The organism is Sphingomonas sp. CROZ-RG-20F-R02-07 (genome assembly GCF_022662335.1).
Lineage (GTDB): Bacteria > Pseudomonadota > Alphaproteobacteria > Sphingomonadales > Sphingomonadaceae > Sphingomonas.
This window is the reverse complement of the sequence record NZ_JAKNQJ010000003.1, coordinates 68,028-81,969: the sequence shown is the minus strand read 5'-3', so window position 1 is coordinate 81,969 and position 13,942 is coordinate 68,028. Positions and strand designations below refer to the sequence as shown.

At 69.4% G+C, this 13,942-nt stretch carries 19 protein-coding genes; 13 read left to right on the top strand and 6 right to left on the bottom strand.

Features of this window, described 5'->3' with window-relative positions; all coding sequences use genetic code 11:
• Positions 1–1,110 (bottom strand): M14-type cytosolic carboxypeptidase, encoded by a 1,110-nt coding sequence (locus L8H00_RS06080; RefSeq protein ID WP_242096358.1) that lies wholly within the window; start codon positions 1,108–1,110, stop codon positions 1–3.
• Positions 1,107–1,718, bottom strand: coding sequence for a DUF4136 domain-containing protein (locus L8H00_RS06075; protein ID WP_242096357.1), 612 nt, complete (start codon positions 1,716–1,718; stop codon positions 1,107–1,109). Before L8H00_RS06075 ends, L8H00_RS06080 begins: the two co-directional genes overlap by 4 nt.
• Before the next feature lie 155 nt (positions 1,719–1,873).
• Here L8H00_RS06075 and ykgO point away from each other — a divergent pair, with 155 nt between their 5' ends.
• The 4 genes from ykgO to L8H00_RS06055 are packed head-to-tail and all read left to right on the top strand — an operon-like array spanning position 1,874 to position 3,357.
• Positions 1,874–1,999, top strand: coding sequence for a type B 50S ribosomal protein L36 (gene ykgO / locus L8H00_RS06070; RefSeq protein ID WP_003046794.1), 126 nt, complete (start codon positions 1,874–1,876; stop codon positions 1,997–1,999).
• 2 nt (positions 2,000–2,001) lie between these two features.
• Positions 2,002–2,616 (top strand): HAD family phosphatase, encoded by a 615-nt coding sequence (locus L8H00_RS06065; RefSeq protein WP_242096356.1) that lies wholly within the window; start codon positions 2,002–2,004, stop codon positions 2,614–2,616.
• Between the two features lie 43 nt (positions 2,617–2,659).
• Positions 2,660–2,968, top strand: a complete 309-nt coding sequence (locus L8H00_RS06060; protein ID WP_242096355.1) for a type II toxin-antitoxin system prevent-host-death family antitoxin — start codon at positions 2,660–2,662, stop codon at positions 2,966–2,968.
• Entirely contained in the window at positions 2,965–3,357 is a 393-nt protein-coding gene (locus tag L8H00_RS06055; RefSeq protein WP_242096354.1) for a type II toxin-antitoxin system VapC family toxin, read from the top strand. Before L8H00_RS06060 ends, L8H00_RS06055 begins: the two co-directional genes overlap by 4 nt.
• A 130-nt stretch (positions 3,358–3,487) precedes the next feature.
• Here L8H00_RS06055 and pyk read toward each other — a convergent pair whose 3' ends face one another.
• Entirely contained in the window at positions 3,488–4,936 is a 1,449-nt protein-coding gene (pyk, locus tag L8H00_RS06050; protein ID WP_242096353.1) for a pyruvate kinase, read from the bottom strand.
• 83 nt (positions 4,937–5,019) lie between these two features.
• On the opposite strand from pyk, the gene L8H00_RS06045 reads away from it, so the two are divergent.
• Together L8H00_RS06045 and L8H00_RS06040 are read left to right on the top strand one after the other, a co-directional pair.
• Positions 5,020–5,331, top strand: coding sequence for a DUF1244 domain-containing protein (locus tag L8H00_RS06045; protein WP_242096352.1), 312 nt, complete (start codon positions 5,020–5,022; stop codon positions 5,329–5,331).
• Between the two features lie 153 nt (positions 5,332–5,484).
• Positions 5,485–5,727: a DUF2312 domain-containing protein gene (locus L8H00_RS06040; protein ID WP_267379283.1), complete on the top strand. Its 243-nt coding sequence runs from the start codon at positions 5,485–5,487 to the stop codon at positions 5,725–5,727.
• A gap of 192 nt (positions 5,728–5,919) precedes the next feature.
• Here L8H00_RS06040 and L8H00_RS06035 read toward each other — a convergent pair whose 3' ends face one another.
• Positions 5,920–6,627, bottom strand: coding sequence for a ZIP family metal transporter (locus tag L8H00_RS06035; RefSeq protein WP_242096350.1), 708 nt, complete (start codon positions 6,625–6,627; stop codon positions 5,920–5,922).
• Positions 6,628–6,753: 126 nt separating this feature from the next.
• Between L8H00_RS06035 and L8H00_RS06030 the strand changes: the two genes are divergently transcribed.
• Positions 6,754–7,548 (top strand): phosphatase PAP2 family protein, encoded by a 795-nt coding sequence (locus L8H00_RS06030; protein ID WP_242096349.1) that lies wholly within the window; start codon positions 6,754–6,756, stop codon positions 7,546–7,548.
• A 275-nt stretch (positions 7,549–7,823) separates the two neighbouring features.
• On the opposite strand, the gene L8H00_RS06025 is transcribed toward L8H00_RS06030, so the two are convergent.
• Positions 7,824–8,450, bottom strand: coding sequence for a 2-dehydro-3-deoxy-6-phosphogalactonate aldolase (locus L8H00_RS06025; protein WP_242096348.1), 627 nt, complete (start codon positions 8,448–8,450; stop codon positions 7,824–7,826).
• The gene (locus tag L8H00_RS06020) at positions 8,447–9,328 is read right to left on the bottom strand and encodes a 2-dehydro-3-deoxygalactonokinase (RefSeq protein WP_242096347.1); all 882 of its coding nucleotides are present in this window, start codon (positions 9,326–9,328) and stop codon (positions 8,447–8,449) included. The genes L8H00_RS06025 and L8H00_RS06020 overlap by 4 nt, the downstream gene beginning before the upstream one ends.
• A gap of 161 nt (positions 9,329–9,489) precedes the next feature.
• Between L8H00_RS06020 and L8H00_RS06015 the strand changes: the two genes are divergently transcribed.
• The 6 genes from L8H00_RS06015 (at position 9,490) to L8H00_RS05990 (ending at position 13,930) form a co-directional block, all read left to right on the top strand.
• Entirely contained in the window at positions 9,490–9,690 is a 201-nt protein-coding gene (locus L8H00_RS06015; protein ID WP_242096346.1) for a hypothetical protein, read from the top strand.
• A 118-nt stretch (positions 9,691–9,808) separates the two neighbouring features.
• Positions 9,809–10,198 carry a CsbD family protein gene (locus L8H00_RS06010; protein ID WP_242096345.1) on the top strand — a complete coding sequence of 130 codons (390 nt, stop codon included), beginning with the start codon at positions 9,809–9,811 and terminating at the stop codon, positions 10,196–10,198.
• An 8-nt stretch (positions 10,199–10,206) separates the two neighbouring features.
• On the top strand, positions 10,207–11,727 hold the full coding sequence (locus L8H00_RS06005; RefSeq protein ID WP_242096344.1) for a PAS domain S-box protein: 1,521 nt from the start codon (positions 10,207–10,209) through the stop codon (positions 11,725–11,727).
• Positions 11,724–11,933, top strand: a complete 210-nt coding sequence (locus L8H00_RS06000; protein ID WP_242096343.1) for a hypothetical protein — start codon at positions 11,724–11,726, stop codon at positions 11,931–11,933. The genes L8H00_RS06005 and L8H00_RS06000 overlap by 4 nt, the downstream gene beginning before the upstream one ends.
• Positions 11,934–11,967: 34 nt before the next feature.
• Complete coding sequence (locus L8H00_RS05995) at positions 11,968–12,849, top strand: hypothetical protein (protein ID WP_242096342.1); 882 nt, start codon at positions 11,968–11,970, stop codon at positions 12,847–12,849.
• Between the two features lie 154 nt (positions 12,850–13,003).
• On the top strand, positions 13,004–13,930 hold the full coding sequence (locus L8H00_RS05990) for a bifunctional riboflavin kinase/FAD synthetase (protein WP_242096687.1): 927 nt from the start codon (positions 13,004–13,006) through the stop codon (positions 13,928–13,930).
• Positions 13,931–13,942 lie beyond the last annotated feature (12 nt).

The following is a 13,942-nucleotide window of genomic DNA, read 5'->3' as shown; positions in this document are numbered from 1 at the left end:
TCAGAGTTCGTCGATCATCTGGGCGAGCGTTTCGAGCATCGATCGCCCGAGCCGCTGCGAGCGCTCGCCCGACCAGCCATAGGTCGCGTCGGGATTGGGATCGTGATCCTTGAACGGCATCTCGAGCGTCATGCTGACCGCGCCGAACCGCTCGGCGAGCTGGTTGGTCGACATCGTCAGGTTCGCCTGGCCGGGCGCGGATCGTGGATAGCCCTTTTCCGTCTGGAAATCGGGCGTGTGCGCGGCGAGGCGGCGGCCATATTCGTAGAATTTGGCGCCGTGCGCGTCGGTCCAGCGGGGAATGCCCTCGAACCCGGCGAGGAAATTGGCGGGGATCGCCTCGTCGCCATGCACGTCCATCGCGACGTCGACGCCGGTTTCGTCCATCGCCGCGAGCACGCAGAGCACTTCGGGGCTGCGCTCCGCGGAGGGCGCCGCCCATTCGCGGTTGAGGTTCACGCCCGCGGCGTTGGTGCGCAGATGGCCGCGGCGCGTGCCGTCGGGGTTCATGTTGGGGACGACATGGACGGTGGCCTTGGCCAGCAGCGGCGCGGCCTCCGGGCGGATCAGCCAGTCGAGCGCGCCCTCCATCCACCATTCGGTCATCGATTCGCCGGGGTGCTGGCGGCCATAGATCCACACCGGCCGCGGCCCCGTGCCGATCGTCAAGCAGTCGATCGCCTGCCCGTCGAGGCTCTGCCCGAGTTCGCGGTGGGTGACGCCGGGTGCCTGCGCGATCCGCGCGACGAGGGACGCGTGCCGCTCCATGGGATAGGGCTCGAAATAGGCGAACCAGGCCAGATCACCCGCAGCCGTCCAGTCGAAGCTCAGCACGCCGTCGTCATAGCGCGTCTCGATCATCGGCCAGTGGACCCGGTCGGCGCTCGCGCGCACCTTGTAGCCGGGCCAGCCGAACGGATAGGCGGACTGGCCTGCGTTCAGGATGCGGAAGCGGAGCGTCCGCCCACGAGCCCCCGCCACGCGGAAATAGAACCATTGGAAGAAGTCCGAATCGCGATCGGGCACGATCTCGAGATTGACCCGATCGCCGTCGATGGCGACGACCCGGATGTTCCCGCCGTCGAAGGCGGCATTGATGCGAAGGCTCATCGGACGGTGATAGTCCGCCCGGACTCACCGGGAAACCCCGTGAACAGCGCCGCGGCCAGTTTCGCCGCCTGCGCCGGGGTCGCCGATTGCGGCGAGCGCAGATCGGCGGCGGTGTGCGCATGGCCTTCCCACACCGGCGTCCGGTCGGCGCGCTGGATCGCGACCGACAATTGGGTCAGCAGCACCTCGCGCCCGCGGCCACCGCCGCCGACCGGGAAGGACACGCCGCCGCCCAGCCCGACGCCGCCACCGCGGTTGCCGCCGAAGCTCGCGCCGCCCAGCCCGACGCTGAACGGCGAACGGCGCGGCGGCCCCTCCTGCGTCTGCGTGTCGAACGTCACGATCGCGGTGAACTGCGCCGGCGTGCCGGGCGCGGGATCGGCATAGCCCGCCTGCAGCAATTGCGCGCGCACCGCATCGGCATAGGTCTGGAACTCGATCGTCGCGGGGCCCGCATCGGCGGGCGGGGCGACCGCGATCGTGCCGCGCGCGACATCGGCGCCCAGATGGTAGCGCAGCACCTCCGTCGGCGGCAGGTTGCCGGCGGTCGTGCACCCCGCCAGCAGGGTCGCGGTAAGGGCCAGGGCAGCGATCGGACCGTGCTTCATGGGATACGCCTTTTCGACTGGAACGGTGGCTTGGGAGCCGTGACGGGGAACGCGCGGACCCGGCATCCGGGTTCCCGCATCTTGACTTGGTGGGCACCCGCATCTAGGCGACGCGCTTTCCGTAGAACAACCCTATTCAAAGAAGCGAATCGATCATGAAGATCCGCAATTCCCTCAAGTCTCTCAAGGACCGGCATCGCGACAATCGCGTGATCCGCCGTCGCGGCCGCACCTATGTCATCAACAAGACGAACCGCCGCTTCAAGGCCCGCCAGGGCTGAGCATGCCGGCGCGTGCCGTCGTTTTCGACGTCGGCCACGTTCTCTACGACTGGAGCCCGCGGTTCCTGTACGAGCGTCTCATCCCCGGGGGTGAGACGCTCGACGCGTTCCTGCGCGACGTCGTCACGGTCGAATGGCATTTCCAGCATGATGCCGGACGTCCCTTCGCGGAGACGTCGGCCGAACTCACGGCGGCGCATCCGCAGCATGCCGCGCTGATCGCTGCCTGGGGCCCCCGCTTCCTGGAGAGCATCGGCCCGGCGCTTCCGGGCATGACCGCATTGGTCGAGGAACTCGACGCGCGCGGCGTGCCGCTGTTCGCGATCACCAATTTCTCGGGCGAATTCTTCCCGCCGTTCCGCGCGCAGGAAGCGCACCTGTTCGACCGGTTTCGCGACATCGTCGTCTCGGGCGACGAAAAGTGCGCCAAGCCCGATCCGGCGATCTTCCGCCTGGCGCTGGACCGGTTCGGCCTGGACGCCAACGGCACGGTGTTCATCGACGACCGGCGCGACAATGTCGACGCCGCCTGCGCGCTCGGCATGACCGGGCTGCATTTCGTGGATGCGCCCACCTTGCGCGGCCAGTTGCGCGATCTGGGGCTGGTTGGCGCCTGACGGCGTTTGGTGTACAACCGTGTACACCAAAGGAGCGCGACCCATGGAAATGTCCGTCCGCGAAGCCCGCGCGCACTTCGCCACCGCGCTGGCCGCCGCCGAGCGCGGCGAGCAGGTGACGATCACCAAGAACGGCAAGCCGATCGCCCAACTGGGGCCGCCGCCTGCGAAGAAGGGGGGACTGGACTGGGATCGGCTTGCGCGGGTCCGCGCCGAGATGGGGCTGGACAAGATCGTGTTGGAGCGGCCGCTCGACGACGAATGGCTGGCCGAGTTCAACGATCCGGCGTGGATGAAGGCGTTGCTTGGGCCGGATTATTATGACGACGAGCCCGCCGACGGCGCCCCATGATCCTGCTGCTCGATACGCACTTCCTGCTATGGCTGATGCTGTATCCCGACAAGATCTCGCGGGGCGAACAGGCGGCAATCGAGTCCGCCGAACGCCTGCACGTATCGGTGGTGTCGTTATGGGAGACCCGGATCAAGTGGAATGCGCGCGATCGTCACGGCCGTCGCAAGGGCGAGATCTCGCCCGAACAGACGCTGACGTTCGTGGTCAGAAGCGACATGCGCCTCGAGCCTCTGCACCCCGACGATTGCGTCGCACCGCTGGTGCCGCCGCTCGCGCACAAGGATCCGTTCGACGAGATGCTGCTCACCCATGCGCAGCAGCTGGGCGCCCGCCTGCTCACCCGCGATGCGCGGCTGGCGGACCACCCGGTCGCGTGGATCGCCTGAAGCGGGTTGAGGGTTCGATACCGTCTCCCGCTCCGTTCGTGCTGAGCGTGTCGAAGCCCGCTCTCCGCGGTCGAGCCTTCATGCGGGACAGGCTCGGGGCGAACGGCGTAAAGGGTAACGTTACCCCGCTCTAACGCCGTTCCAGCTCGTCGCCGATGATGCGGACGACGTGGAGCACGTTGGTCGAACCCGGCGTGCGGAAGGGCACGCCCGCCATCACGATCACCCGGTCGCCGGCCTTCGCCATGCCCTGGCGCAACGCCATGCGTTTCGATTTGGACACCATGTCCTCGAACGATTCAACGTCGCGCGTATGGACCGCGTGCGTGCCCCATAGCAGGCCCAGGCGCCGCGCCGTCTCCTGTTGCGGGGTGAGAACCAGGATCGGCACCGAGGGACGCTCGCGCGCCACGCGCCGCGCCGTCGAGCCGGAACTGGTGAAGCAGATGATCGCCGTCGCCCCCACCGTCGCCGCGATGTTCTTGGCGGCCTCCGCCAGCGCGTCCGCGGTCGTCGGATCGGGCTTGGTGACCGTGAAGTGCATGCGGTCGCCATGTTCGGGATCGCCCTCCACCGAGATGCCGATCGCATCCATCATCGCCACCGATTCGATCGGCCAGTCGCCGGCCGCGCTTTCGGCGGACAGCATGATCGCATCGGCGCCGTCATAGATCGCGGTCGCCACGTCGGACACTTCGGCGCGGGTGGGCGAGGGGCTCTTGATCATCGATTCGAGCATCTGCGTGGCGACCACCACGGGGCGGCCCATCCGACGCGACACCTCGACGATGCGCTTCTGCAGCGGCGGCACCGATTGCGGCGGCAGCTCGACGCCCAGATCGCCGCGCGCGACCATCACGCCGTCGCACGCCTCGACGATCTCCTCGAGCCGCTCGATCGCGGCGGGCTTCTCGATCTTGGCGAGCAGCGCGGCCTTGCCCCCGATCAGCTTCCGCGCCTCCCACAGATCCTCGGGCCGCTGCACGAACGACAGCGCGATCCAGTCGACGCCCTGATCGACCGCGAAGGCGAGGTCGCTGCGGTCCTTTTCGGTCAGCGCCGCCATCGGCACCACCACGTCGGGCACGTTCAGGCCCTTGTTGTTCGACAACGGGCCGCCGACCTCGACATGCGTGACGATCCGGTCGGCCGAATGCTCGGTCACGCGCAGCACCAGCTTGCCGTCGTCGAGCAGCAGCCTTGCGCCGGGCTCGATCGCAGCGAAGATCTCCTTGTGCGGCAACTCGACGCGGTTGGCGTCGCCGGGTTCGGGCGAGCGATCGAGCACGAAGATGCTGCCCGTCACCAGATCGATCCGGCCCTCGGCGAAGCGGCCGACGCGCAGCTTGGGGCCCTGAAGATCCGCGAGGATCGTGGAGGGCCGGCCGAACCGTTCCTCCAGCCCGCGGATCGCCTGGATCACCGCGATCTTCGACGCCTGGTCGCCATGGCTCATGTTGATGCGGAACGCATCCGCGCCCGCCTCGAACAGCCGGGCGATCATCTCGGGCGTGTTGCTGGCCGGGCCGAGCGTTGCGAGCACGCGAACCTTGCGGGAGCGGGGTCGAATGGCGGTCATGCCGTTTATCCTTCGGGCTTGTGCGCGCCTGCCTCTAACCCGTAACGCCGCGCGATCAACCACCGAGGCCCGAGATAATAACGATGCCCGACGAACTCGACACGCTGGACGACGCGACCGCGGCGGCCGCCTTTCGCCGGCTGGTGCGCCATCTGCGCCACCGCGACGACGCGCAGAACGTCGATCTGATGGGGCTGGCGGGCTTTTGCCGCAACTGCCTGTCGGACTGGGTGGGCGAGGCCGGCGGGCTCGACCGCGAAGCCGCGCGGCAGGTGGTCTACGGCATGCCCTATGCCCGCTGGAAGGCGGAGCATCAGGGCGAGGCCAGCGCCGAACAGCTCGAACGGATGGCGGCGAGCGTGGCCAGGAACGCCCGCTTGAGCGATCAGGGTTAACCGCCTACACGGCGGGCCGCATCCCGCACGCCCGATTCCGGACGCGGCCCCGGCGGCGCGCCGGTGGCGGGGATGCTCCATGGTTTCAATGAAGGCCGGTCGCGGACCGGCGGGTGGGGAAGACGAGTGATGGCGGACGAACGGCAACACGGCATGGGCGGCGGCCAGGTGGCGGCGGACGAACTGCGCCTCCTGATCGAGCGCGCCGAGCGGCTCGAGGAAGAGAAGAAGGGCATCGCCGACGATATCAAGGACGTGATGGCCGAAGCCAAGGGCCGCGGCTACGATCCCAAGGCGATCCGCAAGATCCTGTCGATCCGCAAGAAAAAGAAGGAAGAATATCAGGAGGAAGAGGCGATCCTGGAAGTGTATCTCCAGGCGCTGGGCATGATCTGAACGGACGGCCTCGGGCGGATCGTGCGGGCGTGGCGCCGGCATGATCCGCCAAGGGACGGCGCATTGGCAAACGACGGAGCCTTCGCCGATGGAGTTGAAGACCGGCACCGCGCTGCGGATCGGGAAGGGGGCGCTCGGATCCTATTTCCTGATCGTCGCGCATGAGCGGCCGGTGCGTGCGCGCCGCATCGGCTAGCGCGCGGCGGCGGTGACCAGCAGCATCAGCGCGATGCCGGCCAGACTGGCGGCCGTGACGCGCAGTCGGGGATCGCGGGCATGGCTGCGCGGCAGCAGCTCGCACGCGCCGATATAGAGGAACACGCCCGCGAACACCGCGAGCAGCGGTGCCAGCAGCACGCCGGGTACGCGGATCGTCAGCCCGGCGACGACGCCCAGCGTGGGCGCCGCGCCGTTGGCGATGAGCCATTTCCACGCCGTGCCGCGTGCCGACGACGCCAGCACCAGGCTCACCGTGTTGATCCCGTCCGCCACGTCGTGCGTCAGCACCGCCAGCGCCACGATCCAGCCGATCGCGGGCGAGATCTGGAAGGCCAGGCCGATCCCCATGCCGTCGAGGAGGCTGTGCAGCGTGAGGCTCGCCGGCCCCAGATGCGCGCGCCAGGGCCGGGCCGCATGGCCGATCCCGTCGAGCACGCGGTCGAGCAGCAGATAGGCGCCGAGCCCCAAGGCGACATAGGCCAGGATCGTACGCGGCGCATAGATGCCCTCGGCCAGCGCGATCGCCTCCGGGATCAGGTCGAACAGCGCGACGCCCAGCACGATTCCCGCCGCCAGCCCGAGCACGATGGTGATCCGCGCCTCCAGCCGAAGCGCGAGCAGGCCGCCGACGAGCGTCGCGGCGCTGGCGGCCACGCCGAAGGCGAGCGGCACCAGGATCATGCGTGCGGGGCCGGTGGCGCGGGGTGGGTCGTCGGCATGACGTACCCTAGACGCGATGATACATGATATCGCAATGGGAAAAGACCGGCGGGCCGTTGCGCCGGGCAACGGGCAGGAGCACGACCAATGCGGGCGGGACGGGTGATCGGAGCGGGCCTGCTGGCCGTTCTCGGCATCGCGGCGGGGCTGGGGGTGTCGGCAAAGGATGTGCATGCGGGGTATCTGGCGCCCGGCGCGTTCGACATCCTTGCGGTGCTGCCGCCCGCGCCGATGGACGGCGATGCGCGCGACATCGCCGACCGCGCCATCTTCCGCGCGACTCGCGCTTTGGAGCGCAGCCCGCGCTGGACGCTGGCGACCAGCGACGTCAAATCCGCGCCGGCGGACATGATGCGCGATTTCGGTTGCGCGCTGGGCGTCACGCTGGCGCCGGACGATGCGCCGCGGATGCTCGCGCTGCTGCGCATGGCGGCGGCGGATACGGGCGGCGCCACGGGGATCGCGAAGGACCATTATCGGCGGCCCCGGCCCTTCGCGGCCGATCCGGGCGCGACCTGCGAGCCGATCGCCGACACCGCGGGCAGCTATGATTACCCCTCGGGCCATACGACGCTCGGCTGGACGTGGGCGACCTTGCTTGCCGGCCTCGCGCCCGATCGCGCCACCGCGATCCTCGCGCGGGGCCGTGCTTATGGGGAGAGCCGGGTGGTGTGCGGCGTCCACAATGCCAGTGCGGTGGAGGCGGGCCGGGTATCCGCAGCCGCGACGCTGGCGGCGATCGCGGGCGATCCGCGCTTCCAGGCGGATCGCGCCGCGGCGGCGGCCGAACTCACCGCGTTGCGCGCGGATCCCAAGACGGCAAGGCCCGACGCCAAGACCTGTGCGGCGGAGGCGGCACTGGTCGCGCAGCGCGTTTACTGAGAGCCGCCGGAACGGAAGGCGAGGCCGTAGCCTCGCCCCTTCAAACCGCTTGTTAATAGTCGGCCTGTGTCAATCGCAACTGGCAGGCGGAACGACGATCACCATCAACGGATCTAGAGTCTGACGACGTTACTCTGGCCCGTTCGCCCTGAGCTTGTCTAGCACGAACGGATCCGGCGATCCGGTCGAGCCAATGTATCCCGGTCTTGCCGTTCATAAACCGCAGGCGCCGCGCCCTTCCAAAATGGCCGGCCCCGATCGCCCAACAGATCCGCTCAAAGCGCTGCGATATAGGCGGCGGCGTCGCGGGCCACGTCGGCGGCGGGCTTGCCGGGGCGGTAGAGATTGGAGCCGAGGCCGAAGCCGTCCGCGCCCGCCGCTCGCCACGCCGCCATCGTCTCGGGCGTGATGCCGCCCACCGCCAGCACGCGAAGCGCCTTGGGCAGCACCGCGCGCTGCGCCTTCAGCAGCGCCGGCGGGGTGGCGTCAGCGGGGAACAGCTTCAGCGCGGTAGCGCCGGCTCGCAGCGCGGCGAAGGCTTCGCTCGCGGTGTAATAGCCCGGCAGCGAGATCAGGCCGCCGGCCACCGAGGCGGCGATCACCGCCGGATCGGTATTGGGCGAGACGATGATCGTGCCCCCGGCGGCGGCCACCTGCGTCACCTGATCGGTGGTCAGCACGGTGCCTGCGCCCACCAGCGCCCGGTCGCCCAGCCGCTCGGCAAGCAAGGCGATGCTCGCGAACGGATCGGGCGAGTTCAGCGGCACCTCGATCAGCGTGATGCCCGCGGCGACCAGCGCATCGCCGATAGCGGGCGCTTCGGCCGGCGTGATGCCGCGCAGGATGGCCACGAGGGGACAGGCGGCGAACGCCAGGTCGAAACGTCGGTCGAGTGCGGTCACGGTAAGAGCTCCCGGATGGCATGGATGCCGGCGCGAAACGCGGCGTGGCTGTCGAGCGCGGCGACACGCCCGCCGGCGGCGACGATCGCGGCGGCGTAGAGATCGGCGAGCGCACCGCTCGCCAGCAGATGGACGTCGCGGCCCGACAGGTCGGCCTGTGCGCCGACATCCGCGCCGATCAGGATGCCGCTCGCCAGCGATGCGGCCTCCGCGGCCGGTCGCATGCCGAGCAGAACGGCGGCGCGCACCTCGAACAAGGCCACCGTCAGGTCGCGCGCGCGCATCCCGCGCGCCAGCCCGTCGTGGAAGGCGGGGCCGTCCGCCACCGGGCCGTCCAGCATGCCCGCCAGAATGCCGTGCGCCTTGACGAGCGCGAACAGCTCGCCCGTCATCGCGGTGGCGAAATCGGCCAGCGCGCCATCCGCCATCGCGATCCATTTGCAATGCGTGCCCGGCTGGCAGAACAGCGCGTCAGCGGGCGCAAGGCCGGCGGCGGTCGCGCCGAGCGCCTGCACCTCCTCGCCGCGCATCACATCGGCACGGCCGTTGGTGCGCAGCGCGACACCGGGCAGGATCGTGACGCCGGGCGCCACGTCCACCGAACCGCGGGCGAGCGCCGCGAGATCCGCGGGCGCATCGACATAGGGGATATCGCGCCAGCCGCGCGTCGATCCGATCATGCCGGCGGCGAGGATCGGGTGATCGCCGAGCCGCGACCGCAAGCCTGCGACTTCGGCATCATAGGCGGCGGGATCGATCGCCAGCACGCCGCGGCCATCGCTTTCGCTGGCCAGCACGGCACCATCGCCGGCCATCAGCCACGCGCGGCGGTTGGTCGTTCCCCAATCCACGGCGATATATGCGCCTTTGGCCGTCACCGAGCAGCTCTCCCCAATAAGTACGACAATAAAGCTTCACCTAAAGCGGTCAAGCGGTTCGCGCGCGACCCGTCGATCCTGACTAGCCTGGAAGCAATCTACCAATCGGCAGGTACTTCGAGAGGATATGGCGATGGCCGATCGGATGATAGCACGGCATCATGAAAGACCAGCGCGAACCCGGCCCCGATCCCGTCATCCGTTCCGGTCCATCGGAGCGGGATTATCTGCTCAAGCGGGCGGTGGACCACCAACGCTTGGCCGAAAAGGCCGACGAAGCCGGATCGCGGACCATCCATTTGCGGCTGCAGCAACTCTATGAAGAGCAGGCGGTTCTGCTGGCGATGGTATTTGCGGACTAGCGCGTCGGCGAAAAATACTAGGAACACCGGATCTCTCCGGCGGTTGATGCGCCCGAACCGGCCGCACCACCGCGGCCCTCCATCGGCACCGCGCACGGCGACGTGGGCGATCGTGCCGATGCCGAGCAAGGCGGAGACGATCATGAACAAGGACGAATTCCAGGGCGGCGCGCGCTATGTCGGCGGCAAGATCGAGAAGACCGTGGGCGATGCCGTGGACAGCCGCGACTGGCAGGTAGACGGCGTGATCGACCAGGTCGCGGGCGGTGCGCAGCATGGCTATGGCCGCGCCAAGGCGATCATCGGCGACGCGATCGACAGCGCCCCCGAACTCGCCGGCGAGGCGCGCGACCGGCTGAAGGCCGCGGGCGAACAGGCGGCCGACCGCGCGCAGCGCGGCGGCAAGGTAGCGGCCGAGGCGGTGCGCGAGACGCCGGTCGTCTGGGCGCTCGCCGCGGCGCTGGGCGGCTATGCGCTGGCCTGGTTCGTCCACGGCCGTCGCGACTGAACCGGCCCATGGCGACCGCATCGTTCAAGACCCTGCGCGAAACCGCCGATCTGCGCCATCTGCGCCAGATCATCGTCGGCCTCGACGAGGGCGTGATCCTGATCGATCCCGACCAGAGCCTGCTCTGGGCGAACGATGCGGCCTTGGCCATGCACGGCGTCGCGACGCTTCCCGAACTGGGCGCCACGGTCGATGAATATCGCGATCGTTTCCAGTTGCGCTATCGCAACAACCATCGGCTCGAAGGCGACGATTATCCCATCGAGCGCGTCGTGGCGGGCGACTCCTTTTCCGAGGTGGTGGTCGAGGTGACGGTCGCCGGGGAAACCGATCCGCGCTGGGTGCACCAGGTGCGCAGCCTCGTGCTGAACGACGCGGACGATGGCGATCCGGCGTGCCTGGTGCTCATCATCCAGGACGTCTCCGCGCGCTACGAGGCGGAGGACCGGTTCGAACAGTCGTTCAACGCGAACCCCGCGCCGGCCGTCATCTGCCGCCTGAGCGACCTGCGCTTCGTGAAGGTCAATCAGGGGTTCCTCGACCTGACCGGGCATCGCCGCGATCAGGTGCTGTGCCGCACGGTGTACGACATCGACGTGCTGCGCGCCGCCGAACGCCGCGATCTGGCGAAGGAGCGGCTGGGGGAGGGGCGCACGATCCCGCAGATGGAGGCCGAGCTGGAGCTGCCCGAGGGCGGCACCAAATTGGTGATCGTCGCCGGGCAGCCGATCGATCTGGATGATCAGCCCTGCATGTTGTTCACCTTCGCCGACCTGGAACCGCGGCGCAAGGCCGAGGGCGCGCTTCGCCACAGCGAGGAGCGGTTCAACCGCACCTTCCAGCTCGCGCCGGTGCCCATGGCGATCGGGGCGCGCGACGGGCACCTGCTCTGCGAGGTCAATGCCAGCTTCACCCAGATGACCGGCTATACCGGCACCGAGATCATCGGCCGTCCGCTGGGCGAAGTGGAGCTGTGGGACAGCGGCGCGGTGCGGCGCGAGATCGAGGCGGCGATCGACGGCGGCCACGACCTGCGCGGCCATGAAGCGCGGATCCACGCGAAGGATGGCGCGAGCATCGATTGCATCGTCTCGACCGGTGCGATCCGTTTCGGCGACGACGAATGCGTCTTGTGGGCGTTTCAGGACATCACCCGGCGCAAGGCGACCGAGCGCGAACTCGTCGAGGCGATCGAGGCGGTGATGAAGGACACGAGCTGGTTCAGCCGGTCGATCATGGACAAGCTCGCCCGGCTGCGCGCGCCGCAGGCCGATCCCGACGGGCCGGGGCTGGACGATCTGACGGCGCGCGAACGCGACGTGCTGGCGCTGATCTGCCGCGGCTATGACGACAAGCGGATCGCCCGCACGCTGGAGGTCGCCGGCAACACCGTGCGCAACCATGTGGCGCGGATCTACGCCAAGATCGGCGTCAATCGCCGGATCGCCGCGGTCGCCTGGGCGCGGGCGCGCGGTTTCGACGGCGAGGGCGTGACGCCGCACAGCACCGATCAGGAGACGGCCGCATGACCGCACGATCCAACGGCGACGCGACGCCCGCCCCCGAGATGCCCGCCCCCGAAGCCGAGGTCGCAGTCGTGCGCGCGGCCAAGGGTTCGGTGCACGAGGCGATCGGCAAGCTGATCGGCGACGATGCCGCGCGCGATCATGGCGAGGCGGAAAAGCGCGCCGGCGCCGCGGCGGGGGCTGCGGCGACCGATCCACGGCGGCGCTGATCGCCGCCGACATTCGATTTCAACAGGAGCGACTATGAATACCCATGTGAACAACGGCGTTTCGCCGATCGACGCGGCATATCCGGGCAAGACGGCCACCCGCCTGTCCTGGGCGGCGGTGCTGGGCGGCGTCGTCATCGCCATCGCCGTCCAACTCGTGCTCGGCATTCTCGGCGCGGGTATCGGCCTGACGATGGTCGATCCGGTCGCCGGCACGACGCCGGGAGCGACCGGGTTCGGCATCGGCGCGGGCGTCTACTGGCTCATCACGACGATCGTGGCGCTCGGCGCAGGCGGCTATGCCGCGGCGCGGGTGGCGGGCGTTCACGAGCGGTTCGACGCGCTCGTCCACGGCATGGTCGTCTGGGGCGTCACGCTGATCCTGACGCTTTATCTCCTCACCTCGGCGGTGGGCGGTATCATCGGCGGGGCGTTCCGCACCGTCGGCGCCGTGGCCGGTGCGGCGGGCACGGCGGTCGGCGCCGCGGCACCCAAGGCGGCATCGATCGCCGGCGTCGATGCCGGCGACGTGCGCAGCGAGGCCGCGGCCTATCTGTCGGACGTGCCGAGCGACCCTGCGCAGATGACGCCCGAACAGGCGCAGAAGGAAATCGCCAAGCAATTGCCGGCGCTCGCGCGCGGCGGCACCGACGGGCAGCAGGCCGAAAGCCGGATCGTCGACATCGTCGCCGCCCAGCGCAAGATCAGCCGCCCCGAGGCGCAGGCGCAAGTGAATCGCGCCAAGCAGCAGTTCGTGCAGACGAAGAACGAAACCATCGCCAAGGCCAAGTCGGCGACCGATGCCGCCGCAGGCGCCGCGGCCAGCACCTCGTTCGTGCTCGTGCTCGCGCTGCTCGTGGGCGCCGCCGCCGCCGGGGTTGGCGCCACCGCCGCCACGCGCCGCCGCCTGCGCTGAGGCCAGGCCGCGATCGAGGCGTGCCGCAAGGCGCCCTCGCGACGGAAAAAAGAGCGGCATGGTTTCGGCCATGCCGCTTTTTTCATGCCTGCCCGCCACCCGCCGCCCGCAACGTCGCGCTCGCGCGTTCGCGATCGGCTGCTATAGCGCGCGCATGGAGCGTCTGGACGGCGGCTCGGCGATTCCGGCCGAATGGCGGGGCGGGATCGTCGCGCTCGGCAATTTCGATGGATTTCACCGGGGCCATCAGGCGGTGGTCGGCCGTGCGGTGACGCGCGCGCGCGCCGCCGGGGCGCCGGCGATCGTGGCCACGTTCGATCCGCATCCGGTGCGCCATTTCCGGCCCGATACCCCGCCCTTCCGGCTGACCAGCCTCGACCAGCGCGCGCGGCTGTTCGCGGAGGCCGGGGTCGACGCCATGATCGTCTTCCATTTCGACGCCGCGCTCGCCGCCTTGTCGGCGGAGGACTTCGTGACCGATCGGCTGGCGGGTGCGATCGGCGCGAAGGGCATCGTGACCGGCGAGGATTACACGTTCGGCCATGCGAAGCGCGGCACGACCGCGATGCTCGCCGATATGGGCGCGGCGCACGGCTTTGCCGCCGAGGCGGTGGCGCCGGTGACGCTCGACGGCGCGCCGGTGTCGTCCACGCGGATCCGCGCGATGCTGCGCGGCGGCGACATGCGCGGCGCGGCGCGGTTGCTCACCCGGCCCTACCGGATCGAGGGCATGGTGCAGCATGGCGACAAGGTGGGCCGGACGATCGGCTATCCCACCGCCAATCTCGATCTCGGCCGCTATCTTCGCCCGGCCTACGGCATCTATGCGGTGCGCGGGCGGCTGGCCGATGGCCGCGTGCTGGCGGGTGCGGCGAACCTGGGAATCCGGCCGAGTTTCGATCCGCCGAAGGAGCTGCTCGAACCCTATTTCTTCGACTTTTCCGGCGATCTGTACGGGCAGATGCTTGAGGTCGAGCTGGTCGAATATCTACGGCCCGAGGCGAAGTTCGACGGGCTGGACGCGCTGACCGCGCAGATGGAGGCCGATTGCGCGCGGGCGCGGGCGATCCTGGCAGGGTGACGGCAGGGCAAT